Origin of the sequence: Colwellia sp. BRX10-9 (genome assembly GCF_014077405.1) — a bacterium.
Classification (GTDB): Bacteria; Pseudomonadota; Gammaproteobacteria; order Enterobacterales; family Alteromonadaceae; genus Colwellia_A.
In genome coordinates, this window is record NZ_JACGVV010000003.1 from 1 (window position 1) to 16,656 (window position 16,656).

Below are 16,656 nucleotides of genomic sequence, written 5' to 3' on the forward strand. Positions count from 1 at the left end.
ATGGTACTGATGGTACTGATGGTACTGATGGCGCTAACGGGAGTGATGGGGCTAATGGGCAAAACCTGACAGCTGCAGCAAAACTAACCCGCTTAGCAACCGTGCCAGTAGGTGCAGAAATTACGGGTATGTTTTTAACGGATAACGATGAACTTTTCTTTAATGTACAACACCCTTCAGATCTGTCAGGTAACGAAACACCAGCAAAAGTTGGCGTAGTAACGGGATTTGACTGGGGTACGCTTGACCCTATGACTGAGAGTTTATCGGTGCCAACAACCGATACAGAAAAAATGGCAGTACGGGTCGTTGCCGGAACCTACCAAGTTTTGGGGCAAGCGGGTGATACCTTGAATAACCAATTACCTCATGGTTTAGGCGCGATTGCTAGTGCTGATCAAGCCACTAAGATTAAGCAATCTCAAGATCCTGATTTTAATGCCTTCGTTCCAACTTCTGCCAGTGGTGACACAGGTTTTTTATTCACCGCATGGGAAGATCGCCCAGGTGCAATGAGCCGTATAGAACTATCTAAAGAAGACAGTGGAACTTGGACAATAGGTGATGCGATTAACGTTGATTTTTCAGCGGTATTAGGCACAATCATTAATTGTTTTGGTACGCTATCACCATGGAATACCCCTTTAACGTCAGAAGAAAACTACGAAGCTGAAAATACCGAGCAATGGAATAACACCGCTTACTTAGATGGCTATCCTAGCTACCCAGATGTTAAAAACTTACAAACCTATTTAGCAAGTTCAACATTACCCAACCCCTATGATTACGGCTATATAGTTGAAATTACAGACCCAACTTCAACGAGCCCAACGCCAGTAAAGCATTTTACCTTAGGTCGTGTTGCCCATGAAAATTCGGTGGTAATGCCTGATTGGAAAACAGTTTACACCACTGATGATGGTTCAAATAAAGGCTTTTATAAATTTGTTGCCACTAACGCAGGCGATTTAAGCGCCGGCACTTTATATGCCGCTAAATTAACGCAAGACGCAACAAGTGCGCCAGCAAAAGCCGGCTTTGATATTCAGTGGATTGAGTTAGGTAGCAGTAATAATACCGAAATAAAAACCTGGATAAATTCATATAACGGTATTACTGAAGCTGATTATATTGAAGGTGAAACCAGCTATATCACTCAAACAGAAATAGATGATTGGGCAATAAATGGAGCTGGCGACGACCGTTACGCATTTTTAGAAACGTTACGAGCAGCTAAAGCCAAAGGCGCGACCACTGAATTTCGTAAAATGGAAGGTGTGGTGATTAATTATGATGGTGTTGCCAGTGGTGCCGTACCTTACATGTATGTTGCTATGTCTTCAGTTGGAAAAGGTATGGTTGATAATGAAGGTGATATTCAGCTTGATTCATCAGCTTACTGTGGCGCGGTATATCGCTTTGGTGTCCAAACAGATTTTAACGTTAATCGCATGGAACCAGTCGTTGTCGGTGGCGCTTATAATTCAGATGGCGATGCCAATGGCAACAAATGCGATGTTAATGGTATATCCAACCCTGATAATTTAGCGGTGATGGATGATGGTCGTGTTTTAATTGGTGAAGACACCAGTAAGCATGTTAACAACGCCCTGTGGATTTATAACCCAAAAGGTGAATAACCTTTAAAAATTTAGCGTTAATATTGATAAAGCCCAGCATGTCTGGGCTTTTTTTTACATAAAAATGATACAAATATAAGGCGGTTTGCCGCTCGGTAGCAAGCGTTAGGGGTTGGTTTAATTTCAGCATTAAGAAATGACTTAGCAATACAAAACACTCACTAAATATTGACTAAACCATAGCAAGTAAATGCTAAGTAAATGCCATGGCAACTTAGCGTAAACAGCAGTATTTTTAGGCAACTATATATATTATACCGTATATTTTATATCTTATTTGACCAGGAAATACATTCTATGGTGGTATTGTACTATAGCGACATTTATAATTAGGCAAATCAGAATTAAACAAACAAATTCTATTGTAACTATCGCTATATAGCACCAAGCTGTTATGTAGTCATTTTGAGGAAGAGTATATGCTTTTTAATGGTTCGTTTAGCACAGACTGCCCAATTCGTCAGAAAATCCGTGAATTTTATCGTATTGATGAAAATATAGCAGTAGATCATATTCTACCTGTGGCAGAAGTTAATGTTAGTGCTAGAAGTAGAGCTTGGGAAAGAGCTCGCAAAATGGTTTTACAAATTCGTGAAGACCAATCTGGGAATGGCGCAATTGATTCCCTATTAAAAGAGTACTCACTCTCCAGTGAAGAAGGTGTGGTATTGATGTGTTTGGCAGAAGCCTTATTACGTGTGCCAGACAAACATACTCAAGATGCCTTAATTCGTGACAAAATTTCTCAAGGCCAGTGGAGCAGTCATTTAGGCAGCAGTGATTCACTGTTTGTTAATGCTTCATCATGGGGCTTATTAATTACCGGCACTATGGTTAATTATGCCGATAAACGTAAAAAAGACAGCTTTGGTTTATTGAAAAAAGTCATTGGTCGCTTAGGCGAGCCAGTTATTCGTAAATCAATGAACTACGCCATGAAAATAATGGGTAAGCAGTTTGTAATGGGCGAAACTATTCAAGCGGCAACAGCGCGTGCTGCCACTAAAGAACAGCAAGGTTATGTCTATTCCTACGATATGCTCGGTGAAGGTGCTCGCACCATGGCGGATGCTGATCGTTACTTTAAATCTTATCAAGTTGCAATCGATGCCATCGGCGCTGTTGCTCGCGCCTCAGGTAAAAATGATCCTCGCCGAGTGCCCGGTATATCGGTTAAGCTTTCAGCCATTCATCCTCGCTACGAGTTTACCCACAAAGCCCGCGTTATGGCCGAAATTGTGCCAAAACTTAAAGCACTTTGCTTACAAGCAAAAAGTTATAACATTGGCTTAACCGTTGATGCCGAAGAGTCTGAACGCTTAGATATATCACTTGATATTATTGAAGCGGTTTTTAGCGATAGCGAGTTAGGCGATTGGACAGGTTTTGGCATGGCTTTACAAGCTTATCAAAAACGTGCGCTTTTTGTCGTCGATTGGTTACGTGATTTAACCCTACGTGCTAACCGAAAAATGATGATCCGTTTGGTTAAAGGCGCTTATTGGGATACTGAAATTAAGAATGCTCAAAAAGATGGTCTTCAGCATTTCCCTGTTTTCACGCGTAAGTCTTCTACCGATGTTTCTTACCACGCCTGTGCTAATAAATTACTGGAATATAGAGATAGTATCTATCCACAGTTTGCTACGCATAATGCTTACACAGCGGCAACCATTGTTGAGCTAGCTGGCGATGATAAAGAAGGTTTTGAGTTTCAATGTTTACATGGCATGGGCGATTCTTTATATGACCAAATTGTCTCAAGTGAAAATATTCAATGTCGAATTTACGCTCCTGTTGGTCATCATGAAGAGTTATTAGCTTACTTAGTGCGTCGTTTATTAGAAAACGGCGCTAACTCTTCTTTTGTTAATGCTATCGTTGATGAGTCTCAGCCAGTCGAGTCTTTATTGGGCGATCCCGTTGAAAAAACCCAGCGTTTAAAAGATAAATATAACCACCAAATAGTTAAACCTATCGCCTTGTATCATGATGCGAAAGGTCTGGGCCGTGATAATTCTAAAGGGCTAGACTTAACCGATATTAATGCTATAGCGCCGTTAAAATTGTCATTAGATAACTGGTTTGCCGATCATCACATCAATGAAAATGATGTGCCTTCAGGCTCGGTAGCGGTTAAAAACCCCGCCAACCATAGTGAAGTCATAGGTTTCCATCAACACCACACTAAAGATGACATGCTGGCAATGATCGACACCGCACAAGCAACATTTGCTTCGTGGTCGAAAACACCGGTATCTGAACGTGCCGATTTGTTATGTCGCGTTGCCGATATTCTTGAACGCCATATGGACGAACTTATCGCCTTATGTATTAAAGAAGCGGGTAAAATTGCGCAAGATGGTATTGATGAAGTCAGAGAAGCCGTCGATTTTTGTCGTTATTATGCTAACCAAGCGATTGAACTCGAAGAAGATGAACGCTTAGAAGCTCGTGGTGTTGTACTATGTATCAGCCCATGGAATTTTCCATTAGCGATATTTTTAGGGCAAGTTGCTGCGGCAATCGCTACCGGTAATACCGTATTAGCAAAACCTGCTGAACAAACAAGTTTAATTGCCTTGCGCACCATTGAACTAATGGAGTCGGTTGGACTACCTGAAGGTGTTGTTCAAGCGGTTATTGCTCGCGGAAGCGAAGTGGGCAGTGTTATTGTGCCTGACGCTCGTATTCAAACTGTTATGTTTACAGGTTCCACTGAAACCGGCACAATAATTTCACAAACGTTGGCTGATAGAGGTGGCGATCAAGTCCCTTTCATCGCTGAAACCGGTGGACAAAATTGTATGATAGTTGACTCAACAGCCTTGCCTGAGCAGGTTGTTGACGATGTTATTTCTTCAGGATTTCAATCGGCAGGTCAGCGTTGTTCTGCGCTTCGCGTATTATTTTTACAAGAAGACATCGCTGATAATGTCATTACTATGCTTAAGGGTGCCTTAGCAGAATTGCATGTCGGTAACCCAGAATATTTAAGCACAGATATCGGCCCAGTAATTGATGACAAAGCCCTCAGCGCGCTCAATGCACACAGTGACTATATGCAAACCCATGGTCAATTGTTATATCAGTGTGAGATATCAGCTGAAGTGGCAGGTAACGAGCATTTCTTTTTTGCGCCTCGTCTTTATGAAATTAAAGATATTAGCGTCCTTAAAAAAGAAGTCTTTGGCCCTTGTGTGCACATTGTACGTTTTAAAGGCAATGAAATAGAAGCGGTTATCGATAAAATTAATGGTACAGGTTTTGGTTTAACTATGGGTATTCATACGCGTATTGAACACCGTGCCTTAGATTTAGCTAAGCTGTCACGCGCAGGTAATGTTTATATTAACCGTAATATGATTGGCGCCATTGTTGGCGTACAACCTTTTGGTGGTCGTGGTCTTTCAGGTACGGGACCAAAAGCAGGTGGACCCAATTACTTAACACGTTTAGTTATTGAAAAAGCTACGCCAGATGCCGAACAATTTAACTTGCTACCTTCGCAGGTAGAAGCCTTAGACGGTGATGCAGAATCAGATAAAGCCTCAACTTTGTTTATGGACAAAGCAAATGCAGCAGAAAAAGGCTGGCGCTTAACTGAGTTAAATACCCGTCTTTCTTGTGTTCGTCAGCTGTTAGCCAAAATTGCGCATATTGATATTGTTGATGATTTAGCCGACGATTTAAATCTGACCTTAAAAGGCGCTCGTTCGCAGTTGATTGATATTGAAAAGCGTTTGAAAAAGCCAACATTCTTACCAGGACCAACGGGTGAGTCTAATGTGTTGTATTTGGAAAACCGCGGTAATATTATTTGTTTTGCCGATGCGACAGTGAGCTTTCACTTCTGGGTACTATCTATTGTAACGGCGTTGGCTACCGGTAATACCGTTGTTAGTGTTGTTTCTGATTTGTATTATGATGAAGCCATCGCCTTTAGAGACAAGTTCCTCTCAACGGGTGCTGATGAAGGTGTTTTTCAGGTTGCACGTTTACGCCACTTATCAACGATGTTAGCGCACCCTGCCTTGTCAGGTGTTGTGGTCGACAGTCATTGTGATCGTAAGCACTTTATCAGTGAAAAATTAGCTGAACGTCAAGGGGCGATATTGCCAGTGATCAGTTCAGAATATTTCGATAATTTGATCCAGCGTCTATTAACCGAGAAAACGATTAGTATTGATACGACGGCATCAGGTGGTAATACATCGCTGATGACCTTAGTTGAAGAAGATTAACAACTGATTGTCTAAAAAGTATGACCCGTTATGGGTCATTACTTACAAATCAAACGAAAAAGGGCATCATAAGATGCCCTTTTTATTGATATTTTTTTATATAGCTGTGATCAACGTTGTTTATATTGCGTTGGGCAGTATCCTCTCGATACGTCAGGACTTCTTAATTTTACATGCTTGGTTGAGCGTCCACTTACTCTTTCCCGCCATAATCTAAAACTTCTAGGTTTTAAGTGACTACGCATAAACTTAATAACATCAGGCTCTTGCAAACTAAACTGATGTTCTATTGCTTCAAATGGTGTTCTATCTTCCCAAGCCATTTCTATAATTCTTGACTCTTCATCCATAGAAAATTGCATAAAAGGATCCTAAAGGTAGTAAATAAACATAATCGTTATACGCGCCACTGATAAATAAAGACCATTAGCGCCTAACTTTTATCCATTAACTGAAGGTCTGCCTATCTAGCCAGCGCTAACTCATGAGCCTATAAATCATCTAGATTATTCAATAACTGTGTTGCGTGCTCTCTAATTTCAATTTTTTTCGCAGGCTCCATTTTATCCCAGTTACGAATAGGGAAACTCATTCTATGATTGCCAGCAAACTTATCATAATTTTGATCAATAAAATTCCAATACAAACTGTTTAATGGGCAGGCATTAGCGCCCACTTTTTCTTTAACGTTGTAATGGCAACCTTTGCAATAATCACTCATTTTATTGACATAATTACCACTAGCCGCATAAGGTTTTGTAGCTATCCAACCACCGTCAGCAAAAAGTGCCATGCTGCGGGTATTCGGTAATTCTACCCATTCAATCGCGTCAATGTAGATACCTAAATACCAATCATCGACTTGGCTAGGCGTTATGCCAGCCAGTAAAGCAAAGTTTCCGGTGATCATCAATCGTTGAATATGATGAGCATAGGCATGTTTGAGTGATTGCGAGATAGCACTTCTTAAGCACTGCATTTTAGTATTAGCATTCCAGAAGAAAGCGGGTAAATCACGCTTTGCCTCTAAAAAATTCTGCTCGGCATAATTAGGCATATTAGCCCAATACATACCTCTAACATATTCTCGCCAGCCTAATATTTGCCTAACAAAACCTTCGATTTGCGCTAAGGTTATCTTACCTGCTGATGCTTGATAGGCAGCCAGAGCGGTTTCAATGACCTCAAGCGGATTAAGCATTTTACAGTTCAATGAAAAACTCAGCCGCGAGTGGTACAAACTCCAAGCATAAGGTGAGGCTACAGTCATCGCATCTTGAAAATTACCAAAGTTTTCTAACTGATGTTCGCAAAAGAACGTTAATAATTCTAGCGATTGTTGGCGATTAATAGGATAAGCAACATGCTCAGATTCACGCCCTATCGTGTCAATCTTATGATGTTTTATCCGTTGTAAATAATCACTTGCTGGGTTGTCAAAGACCAGTGGTTTAGGAATAAATTTAAGATCGGTTTTTTTAAAGGATTGACGATTATTCGCATCAAAATTCCAAGCATCACCTTCAGGCTTGGCGCCATTCATTAAAATAGCAAAGCGCTTGCGCATAAAACGATAAAAATTTTCCATTCTTACGTGGGTAGCGGCTTTAAAATGATCAGCGAGTTCATCAAAGGGTAATAAAAAGTGTTCACTGTCAACTTCATAGACAGGTACCGATAATTGAGCTGACATCTCGCTTAATTGCGCGCGCAATCGATATTCATCAGGACGCATAAAACTAAAATCTTCACTGGCATAAGTGGTCACTAATGTGGCGATCAAAGCAGGTAAATCTTGATATTTTGCTGTTTCATCTAAGGTTAAATAGCAAACCTGATGCCCTTTACTCTCCAGAGTTTGAGCAAAATTATCCATAGCAGCAAAAAACGCTGTTATCTTCTGACTGTGGTGCTTAGTATAATTAGCTTCTTGATAAAGCTCTGCGATGACATATACCACATCGCTATCGACCCGTTCAAACCAGCTGTGCATAACATTAAGTTGATCGCCTAATATTAGCCTAAGATGTTTCGCCTTCATTAATTTACCTTACTTTACATTTAACTTTGAATTGATCTATACATAATTATTTTAGCTGATGCTGGCATTTTTACTACGTCGGCAACGCTCAGAGCAATAGCGGACATCTTCCCAACACGCTTGCCATTTTTTACGCCAAAAGAAATTCTTTTTACAAGTCTGGCAATTTTTCTCGGGTAACGTTAATTTTTTATGCATGATAACTTAATCACTTTCTGCAATTTTTAACTGTTGAGGTTTTTTAGCTTTGGATATTTTTTTATTACCTCTAACATGTTTAGCTACAATACGTTGCCCTTCTTTTTTAGTGGTAAATCGTTGACGAAAGCCCCACAGTAAATCGCGAGCAATCTTGCCTGTTTCGTTAATATCAACCATAGGAGATGGATAATCATCACCTAATTGGCATTGATAAAGCTGTTGTTCCATGGGTGACAATAACCAGGGTGTATGAATAACTTCATTGGGTAACTCAACTAATTCAGGTAACCATTTTCTCAGGAATTCACCATGACTATCTTTCTCTAATGATTGCTTAACCGGGTTATAAACCCTTATGATATTAGTACCAGTAACACCAGACTGCATTTGAAATTGTGGGTAATGAATGCCAGGTTCAAAATCAAGAAATAATTGTGCTAAATGGGTAACGCCTAATCGCCAATCCACCAGTAAATGATGGCATAAAAAACTCACTAGCATCGCCCGCATACGAAAATTTATATAGCCAGTTTGCTCTAAACAACGCATACAAGCGTCAATTAATGGATAACCTGTTTGCGCAGTTTTCCATTTATCTAGTCGTTCTTCAACACTCAGTCCACAATGAATATCTGGATACATTAAGTCATTATAGGCTTTATTCACGGGTCGCCATTGCATTTGATGTTCACTTTCAAATTTTTGAATAAAGTGACAATGCCAATGTAGCCGAGAAGCCAGCGCGTCTATTGGTCGTTTCCAACCCCGCTCTGATCTTGTTATCAAAATAGTTTGATAGAACTCTCTTAAACTTATATTGCCCCAGGCTAGATAAGGTGACAACCGAGAGCAACTTTTACGACTTGCTTGCGGTTTAGATATATCAAAATGATACCCCTTACCACGACCCTTTAAGAAGGATTGCAGGGTTCTTTGCGCCCAAAGCTCACCACCTTTAAGCATAAAGTCATCCGTTATTGACCATGATATTGGAAAACTGCAGACAAATAGCTTATCTATTAATGTGCAACTCGCTAGAACATCATCCGATAATTTGGCTTGTTCCAGCGGGGCTTTCATCACTTGGCGCCAGTGTTTGTCCCAATCAATTCTATTTTTTTTGCCACGACTTACTGCACCAAATTGACTCTCACTCCAAACTATATCTTGTGCTTGGCACCACTGTTGTACCGATTTATCTCTCTCAAAGGTCGATAATAAACCCACTTCTTCGTGGCTAAACAACCCGCTTATTTTAAAGACGTTATTGATTTCAATTAAGCCCGCTATTGCATCACCAAAATACAAATATACACGTGAATTAAAAGCGGCTAGCTGACTATTCATATCAGCAATAGATTGCCAAACAAAACGCCAATGCCGCTCATCATAATGAGGATCATTTATAAGTAGCGGTTCAAAGACGTAGTAAAGCAAGGTTTGACCCGATTTAATCGCTTGCACTAAAGGTTGATGATCACTGAGGCGTAAATCACGTTTCAGCCAAACAACATTTACCGCTGTATTCATCGGTTTTTCTTCAATAAGTGTCTTAGTCATTTAGCGGTTGCACCGGCCAATCAGAAGCGTCGACAGAATCCAGTGGCTTACTCGAATAATCATCTCGGGTAAGCCACTTAGCCTGATAAACCCCATCAGGGTCATAAAGTGCTGTTTGCTTTTCAATATTGAAATGTCTGCCACCTCTAGGGTCAACGCCGACACCCGCAATATACTGCCAATTACCCCAATTAACTCCAGCATCATAATCTATTAGCTGCTCTTCAAACCAAGCCGCGCCAAATCGCCAATCAACACTGAGTTCGTTAACCAAACAACTGGCTACAATTTGACGGGCTCGATTACTTATATAACCTGTGGTCATTAATTCATTCATACAGGCATTAACAAGCGGATAAGGAGTTTGACCTAAGCACCATTTATTAAAACGCTCAGGATAAAATGAAGTTAAGGGTGGATGTTCAGCCAAACCTTTAAATTGGTAGGTTTTTGCACCTACTTTAAAATGTAACCACTGGAAGTATTCTCGCCATAATAATTCTAAATATAGACATTGTGTTGAACTATTTTCCCCTTGCTGCTCTTCAAAATCAGTAATGGAGCGGTTTACTTGCCGCGCAGAGATACAACCATAATTTAACCAAGCCGATAACTTACTGCTATTATCCCAGCCGTCTAAATTATTTCTAACCTGTTTATAATCAGCCGGTAAAGCCGATGAAAAGTAACGACTAAGCTGCTTTAAACCGGCAGTTTCACCGCCCTCAAAATTATAACCACACTTTGCCCTTTGATAAGGTGTGTTAGGTAACCACGATGGCCTAAAAATTGTTGGTGAAGGCATATTAGCAAACATACTGGGCAAAGATTGAGTGCTGGGTGTAACATCAGCGATGCTAATATCAGCCATCACCTTTCTAAACTTAGAATAACTTATTGGGAGTTGCTCAAGTTCAAAGGGTAAAACGTGATGTGGGAATAACGTAAATTGATCGACCTGATGAATATCCGCTTCGGGCAAACGCCGACCGAGCTCATCGATCAAACTGTTTTCATATGTGCCAGGAAGACGTGTGGTAATAACATCGGTAATATCATATTTTTCACAGAGCGCGGTTAAACTCGATAATGTGTCCCCGTAAACAATGTAAAGTTGTTGATCTAATGCTAATAAACTTTGATTAAAATCACTCAAACACCCCTGTAAAAAGTGCCAGCGTTTATCACCCAAAGGTTTAGATTGATAGTTCTTTGGCTCGAACCACTTTTTATCAACGACATAAACACAAAGTAATTGTTCGCTTTGGCTGGCTAAGTTAAGTGCAATGTTGTCATTGAGACGAAGATCGTTAGTCACCCAGTATAAGGAACGTTTCATAGATATAATTCGAAGATTCAAAAAAATTATATACGAATTAACTTAGCGATTAGATCAACATCGTTAAGTTATTATATGCGGGTGTAACTCGATGTAGTCAGGCAGTTAATCGCCCACTAATTGATAAAAGCAGGTTTTACAGAAAATCATAGTTGAGTCGGTTAGCTGAGGCTAATACTTAATAGGTAAGAATGACGAGTGTATTTAAGTGATAAAAAAAAACCTCTGCATTGCTGCAGAGGTCATTTAATCAATTAATCATCTTGAACAGGTTCATCCCAAGAAAGATGATGTTCACTTAAGACGACCAAGTTTTCACTATTGATCAATCGTTGTGAAGCGCTATACCCAAGGATATTTTGCACTGTTTCGTCTGGACGACTAGCAATAATGGCTGTTTCATCCGATGAGAAGTTACACAAACCACGTGCTATTTCTTCACCTTTTTCGTCGTAGACGTGAAGCACATCTGCGCGCTCGAAGTTGCCATGTATTGAAACAACATCGTGACAGGTAAATCCTTCGTCACCGCCAAATAATGCATCAGCAACTTCTTGTTTTATCACTAAACTACCGGCCATTTGTAAACGGTCAGTTAGCCAGATGTTCCATGCAGATGAAGGTGATGAGTGAGCAATACACTTAGTGTGTCTGCGATCACCTTGCAATATTCCGGTAACAGGCGCTTCCATCGTCCCTCTCGAAATAATGGTTGTACAACCAGCATTTTGCGCCATATTGGCCGCTTGTAGTTTAGTTAGCATGCCACCGGTACCTAAAGAGCTGGTGCCGCTTGCCGCTTCCATATAACTACTAACATCTTCGATAGAATCGACAAAAATTGCGCCTTCTTCTGAAGGGTCTCGGTCATACACGCCATCGATACAGGTAAGAATAAACAAATACTCTGCGCCAATCATTTGTGCGACTTTAGCAGCAAGTCTGTCATTATCTCCGACACGAATTTCTTCTGTAGTCACCGTATCATTTTCGTTGACGATAGGCATTACGCCTTGTTTTATCAGGCGATGAACGGTATTTTTAATATTGAGAAAGCGACGTCTATTTTCTAAATCATCTAAGGTAACTAAAACCTGTGCTATATCAAAACCGTACTCAAGTGCAATTTGCTTGTAGGCATGCATTAAGATGGGTTGTCCACAAGCGGCAGCCGCTTGCTTATCTTGCACACTAGCATTTTCAATAGTGCAACCAACCGTATTTAGACCTAATGCTACTGAACCAGAAGAGGTCAATACAACTTCGTAGCCTTGCTCGCGTAACAAAGATATGTCACTTAGTAGACCATGCATAAAAGCAAAACTAGGTGTTAAATTTTTAACATTTGCTAAGAGACTCGAACCCACTTTAATAACGATACGTGGCTTGTTTCGAGAAGATTTATCAGTTTTTTGTTGTTCAAATGAGGGCAAAATTACTCCGTGCTCTGGTTAATTAAAATAAATAGTAGCGTTGAATCATTCACAAAATTGAATCAACAAATTGCAGCTATTTTCGTGATATTTTATTGTCGTATTAGAATTATTGCTTATTACTGATAACATAAATTTATCTGCGGTTGACCGCGTTAAAAGTAATAGATAAAAAATTGCTGAAACGTTGGTAAAAACGTTAGAATTTGACGGCAATCGACAAATGAGTGCAGATATCATATACTAAAAAAGATAATTTTTCAATTGAACTCAAACTCAACGTTTTGAAAAATATATTATCGGATTTTAAAAAGTTCGTACTGAACACCTGCAAAACGATCTGTATTTCATTCAATGTAAGCTAAAAAACAACAGGAGTTTCATGTCATTACTTATGATTGGTTGTGGTAAAATGGGCGGTTCTTTATTGACTCGTTGGGCAACTTCTACAAATCACACCATCACTATTATTAATCCCTCATTAGTAAAAGCACCGCAGAATGTTATCGTCAGACAAGCCATTGAAGAGCTAGCTGGTCAACGTTTCGACATCATTGTTATTGCGATTAAACCACAGCTTATTGAAAAAATATTACCAAGCTATCGTCGTCATCTTGCTGATTCGGGTTGCATTATTTCTATCGCTGCTGGCTACTCGGTTTCTTCAATAGAGCAACTGATTGGCGAACAAGCTATTGTTCGCGTTATGCCAAATCTACCCGCAAAAATTGGTAGAGGCGTTAGCGGACTTTTCGCAAACTCTCGTTGTAGTGCTGCTCAAATTGAAAACGCTGTAGCGTTAACCAATGCCGTTGGTTATACACACATAACAACCAGCGAAGACGAGCTAGACCGAGTAACAGCAGTCGCTGGAAGTGGTCCTGGTTATGCCTTTGAAATAGCACGTTGTTGGATAGAGTCGGCAATTAAACTCGGCTTTTCGCCGCAAACTGCAAGAGAGTTGGTATTGAATACACTCAGTGGTTCGATGGAGTTGGCCTTAACGAGTAAAGAAGATGCCGAGACTTTGCGAAACTCAGTAACCAGTAAAAATGGTACAACAGCGGCAGGATTAAGTGCGCTTATGCAAGATGAACAGTTAGCGTCTCTATTTGACTCAACTGTTTTATCGGCTTATCAACGTGCGGTAGCCTTGCGCTAACTTTAGTCTAGTCAGCAATGACGCACTCAAACATTTTTGATGAAAACCCTAAATTCTTTAAACTGAACTTTTATTATTGCTTTTGATATTAATATCAGCGATAAAAATAAAAGTTAATATCATTCAAGTAAAAAAGTTGATCAAACAGTTTAGCGTTAAATGAACAAGTAAAAGGATAAAAATTAATGTCAAATACCTCTAAGAATACTGATATAGAAACAATGATCACCACGCTTGGTAAGCAAGCAAAAGCCGCGGCCAAAGTACTTGCCTGTGCAACGACAGAACAAAAAAACAAAGCATTAACTATTGCCGCAAATGCGCTTCGTGAAAATATGGACGCACTGCTAAAAGCAAACGCACTCGATGTTTTAAGCGTTAAAAAAGCCGGTAAAGCCGATTCTTTTGTAGACCGATTAGAGCTTAACCCTGAAAGAGTTGAAGGTATGGCTGTCGCGCTAGAAGACATTGCCAAGCTAGCCGATCCTGTCGGTCGAGTATTAGCTGAATTTGACCGTCCCAATGGTCTTAAAATAACCCGTGTAGCAACACCTATTGGTGTTATTGGGATGATTTATGAATCACGTCCTAATGTTGGCGCAGATGCTGGCGCGTTATGTCTTAAGTCAGGTAATACGGTAATTTTACGTGGCGGCTCTGAAAGCTTAAATTCCACACGTATTATTGTTGAGTGTATGGCAACGGGTTTACGTGCGGCTGGCTTACCGGCTAACTGTATACAACTGGTTGACACCGATGACCGATCTGCCGTTGCCGCTTTACTGCGCTGTGCCGATTATGTTGATTTAGTTATTCCTCGTGGTGGCCGAGGTTTAGTTGAGCTAGTCAGAAACGAAGCTCAAGTACCAACCTTGTTACACTTAGATGGCAATAACCATATTTATGTTGATAAAGACGCTGACTTGACCAAAGCACTCAGTATCATTAAAAATGCAAAATTACGCAGAACCGGTGTTTGTGGTGCAACTGAAAGTTTAGTGTTAGACCAAGCAATAGCAAAAGAATTTTTACCACAACTCGTAGACACCTTAGCGGGTTGTGAAATTCGTGGCGATGTTGCGGCTCAAGCCTGCGATCCCCGTATTAATGTTGCAACTGAAGCCGATTGGGATACTGAATACCTTGATGCGATTTTATCGGTTAAAGTAGTATCTGGATTAGATGAAGCGCTTGATTTTATTGAAGAGCATTCCTCTAAACATACCGATGCTATTATCACTGAAAATGCGGAAATCGCGGAAACGTTTATGCGCTCGGTCGATTCTGCCGTGGTGATGCATAACGCCTCAACTCAGTTTGCTGATGGTGGTGAGTTTGGTATGGGCGCTGAAATTGGTATTGCGACCGGTAAAGTACATGCACGTGGACCCGTTGGTTTAGAGCAGCTAACCATTTTTAAATACCGTGTTGCCGGTCAAGGGCAAACTCGTCCTTAAACGCTTTTGCGTTAAACACTACCACGCATAAAAGTACCAAACTTTTAGCTAAAGCTATACCTAGTTAACACTTTTTTGTTAGCAATAATAGTGCCTCTAACCGCGTGTTAGGGGCTAGCTATTTATATTAAGTTCAGACCTTTTTCACGTAAATCCCCCATACATTTATCAAACGATTAAAACGTTAAAGCTACCGTTAGTTTAGGCGAGGGATTACTATCACTTTCGTGAACCTTATCAATGCACTATAGATTTAACTACTTAGTAAAACAGTATTTAAACCTTTCGTTTACAAATGTAGTTGGCTGAGAAATTATAGCTATGTTATAGTTGCAACCCTTAGGACTAGGTATAGAATAGTCTATACTTGCCCGTCATTTATAAAGCCTTACCGTAAACCTATGATTTCATTATTAAAAAACGTGAACCTTTATAACCCTGCTCCTATGGGTATTAAAGATGTGCTGATTGCTGGTGGAAAAATCGCTGATATTTTTGATGTATCTGATCATGCCCACCATAATATCCCTGATAACTGGCCGGTTGAAGTTATCGATTTTAATGGCGCATACCTAGTGCCAGGTTTTATCGACAGTCATGCTCATATTACCGGTGGTGGTGGTGAAGCAGGTTTTTCAACACAAGTTCCCCCAGTTTCTCTTTCAGAATTTACCCAAGTGGGTGTGACAACTGTAGTTGGACTTTTAGGTACAGATGACACCACTCGGAGTATTGCCAACCTAATAAGCAAAGTTTACGGACTCCGTGAAGAAGGCATGTCGGCATATTGTTGGACCGGTGGTTATCATTATCCGTTAACAACGTTAATTGGTAGCGCAAAAGCAGATATTACTTTTTTAGAGCCGGTTATTGGTATTGGTGAGTTTGCTATTAGCGATCATCGTTCAAGCCAACCAACTTTTGAAGAAGTAATAAAACTAGCTAGTGAAGCACATGTTGCGGGGTTATTGACAGGCAAAGCCGGTATTATTCATTTTCATCTCGGTGATGGTGAACGGCGTCTTGAATTAATTGAGCGAGCGATTAGTGAAACAGAAATTCCTGCCCGTGTCTTTAATCCGACGCACGTTAATCGAAATAAGCCATTATTTGAAGACAGTTGCAAATTATTAGCGCACGGCTGTTATATCGATATTACCGCTTTTCCTGAAGGCACAGCAGAGCCTGGTTTAGAGGCATGCGATGCGATAGAAATTGCCGTACAAAGAGGTTTACCCTTGGACAAAATAACCGTCAGTTCAGACGGTGGTGGTTGTTTACCTTGTTTTGATCAACAAGGCGAATTACAACACATGGACTTTGGCCGAGCCAGTACATTACTGGAAACATTACAAGCAACATTAAGAAAGAATATTGCGCTTGAAAGTATTTTACCGATGTTTACTAGCAACGTGGCTACGTTGTTACGTTTACACAGTAAAGGAAAAATAGTACGTAATAACGATGCCGATATGCTCGTACTTAACAACAAATTTGAAATTACTGACGTGATGATAAAAGGTCGTTGGCATAAACGTGACAACACAACAGTAGTAAGTGGAACTTTTGAGTAGAGGTA

Annotated in this window: 11 protein-coding genes; 5 read left to right on the plus strand and 6 right to left on the minus strand. The window is 40.3% G+C overall.

All coding sequences use genetic code 11. The features are described 5' to 3' along the window. Nucleotides 1-1,640: PhoX family phosphatase (locus H4J69_RS02610; RefSeq protein ID WP_182251919.1), on the plus strand; the 1,640-nt coding region annotated here is incomplete at its 5' end. A 419-nt stretch (nt 1,641-2,059) separates the two neighbouring features. Then, the gene (putA, locus tag H4J69_RS02615; RefSeq protein WP_182244040.1) at nt 2,060-5,884 is read left to right on the plus strand and encodes a bifunctional proline dehydrogenase/L-glutamate gamma-semialdehyde dehydrogenase PutA; all 3,825 of its coding nucleotides are present in this window, start codon (nt 2,060-2,062) and stop codon (nt 5,882-5,884) included. 110 nt (nt 5,885-5,994) lie between these two features. On the opposite strand, the gene H4J69_RS02620 is transcribed toward putA, so the two are convergent. The 6 genes from H4J69_RS02620 to proB all read right to left on the minus strand — a co-directional run bounded on the left by H4J69_RS02620 (nt 5,995) and on the right by proB (nt 12,458). Continuing rightward, on the minus strand, nt 5,995-6,246 hold the full coding sequence (locus H4J69_RS02620) for a TIGR03643 family protein (RefSeq protein ID WP_070375800.1): 252 nt from the start codon (nt 6,244-6,246) through the stop codon (nt 5,995-5,997). Nucleotides 6,247-6,374: 128 nt separating this feature from the next. After that, nucleotides 6,375-7,925 carry a cryptochrome/photolyase family protein gene (locus H4J69_RS02625; RefSeq protein ID WP_182213662.1) on the minus strand — a complete coding sequence of 517 codons (1,551 nt, stop codon included), beginning with the start codon at nt 7,923-7,925 and terminating at the stop codon, nt 6,375-6,377. A gap of 51 nt (nt 7,926-7,976) precedes the next feature. After that, nucleotides 7,977-8,123 (minus strand): DUF2256 domain-containing protein, encoded by a 147-nt coding sequence (locus H4J69_RS02630; RefSeq protein WP_182230194.1) that lies wholly within the window; start codon nt 8,121-8,123, stop codon nt 7,977-7,979. 6 nt (nt 8,124-8,129) lie between these two features. Further along, nucleotides 8,130-9,686 carry a cryptochrome/deoxyribodipyrimidine photo-lyase family protein gene (locus H4J69_RS02635; protein WP_259364719.1) on the minus strand — a complete coding sequence of 519 codons (1,557 nt, stop codon included), beginning with the start codon at nt 9,684-9,686 and terminating at the stop codon, nt 8,130-8,132. Then, entirely contained in the window at nt 9,679-11,025 is a 1,347-nt protein-coding gene (locus H4J69_RS02640) for a DASH family cryptochrome (RefSeq protein ID WP_182213665.1), read from the minus strand. The genes H4J69_RS02635 and H4J69_RS02640 overlap by 8 nt, the downstream gene beginning before the upstream one ends. A gap of 254 nt (nt 11,026-11,279) precedes the next feature. Beyond that, on the minus strand, nt 11,280-12,458 hold the full coding sequence (proB, locus tag H4J69_RS02645) for a glutamate 5-kinase (RefSeq protein ID WP_182213667.1): 1,179 nt from the start codon (nt 12,456-12,458) through the stop codon (nt 11,280-11,282). Nucleotides 12,459-12,840: 382 nt separating this feature from the next. Here proB and proC point away from each other — a divergent pair, with 382 nt between their 5' ends. From proC to iadA, 3 genes are all read left to right on the plus strand, one after another. After that, nucleotides 12,841-13,620, plus strand: a complete 780-nt coding sequence (gene proC, locus H4J69_RS02650; RefSeq protein ID WP_182244039.1) for a pyrroline-5-carboxylate reductase — start codon at nt 12,841-12,843, stop codon at nt 13,618-13,620. A 185-nt stretch (nt 13,621-13,805) separates the two neighbouring features. After that, nucleotides 13,806-15,077, plus strand: coding sequence for a glutamate-5-semialdehyde dehydrogenase (locus H4J69_RS02655; protein ID WP_182213669.1), 1,272 nt, complete (start codon nt 13,806-13,808; stop codon nt 15,075-15,077). Between the two features lie 401 nt (nt 15,078-15,478). Next, nucleotides 15,479-16,651 (plus strand): beta-aspartyl-peptidase, encoded by a 1,173-nt coding sequence (iadA, locus tag H4J69_RS02660; protein ID WP_182221774.1) that lies wholly within the window; start codon nt 15,479-15,481, stop codon nt 16,649-16,651. The last annotated feature ends 5 nt before the right edge of the window (nt 16,652-16,656 follow it).

What these genes read in the sequence shown, in the direction of transcription:
- putA (WP_182244040.1), top strand. Translation starts at nt 2,060, where the DNA reads ATGCTTTTTAATGGTTCGTTTAGCACAGACTGCCCAATTCGTCAGAAA.
- H4J69_RS02620 (WP_070375800.1), bottom strand. Translation starts at nt 6,246, where the DNA reads ATGCAATTTTCTATGGATGAAGAGTCAAGAATTATAGAAATGGCTTGG.
- H4J69_RS02625 (WP_182213662.1), bottom strand. Translation starts at nt 7,925, where the DNA reads ATGAAGGCGAAACATCTTAGGCTAATATTAGGCGATCAACTTAATGTT.
- H4J69_RS02630 (WP_182230194.1), bottom strand. Translation starts at nt 8,123, where the DNA reads ATGCATAAAAAATTAACGTTACCCGAGAAAAATTGCCAGACTTGTAAA.
- H4J69_RS02635 (WP_259364719.1), bottom strand. Translation starts at nt 9,686, where the DNA reads ATGACTAAGACACTTATTGAAGAAAAACCGATGAATACAGCGGTAAAT.
- H4J69_RS02640 (WP_182213665.1), bottom strand. Translation starts at nt 11,025, where the DNA reads ATGAAACGTTCCTTATACTGGGTGACTAACGATCTTCGTCTCAATGAC.
- proC (WP_182244039.1), top strand. Translation starts at nt 12,841, where the DNA reads ATGTCATTACTTATGATTGGTTGTGGTAAAATGGGCGGTTCTTTATTG.
- H4J69_RS02655 (WP_182213669.1), top strand. Translation starts at nt 13,806, where the DNA reads ATGTCAAATACCTCTAAGAATACTGATATAGAAACAATGATCACCACG.
- iadA (WP_182221774.1), top strand. Translation starts at nt 15,479, where the DNA reads ATGATTTCATTATTAAAAAACGTGAACCTTTATAACCCTGCTCCTATG.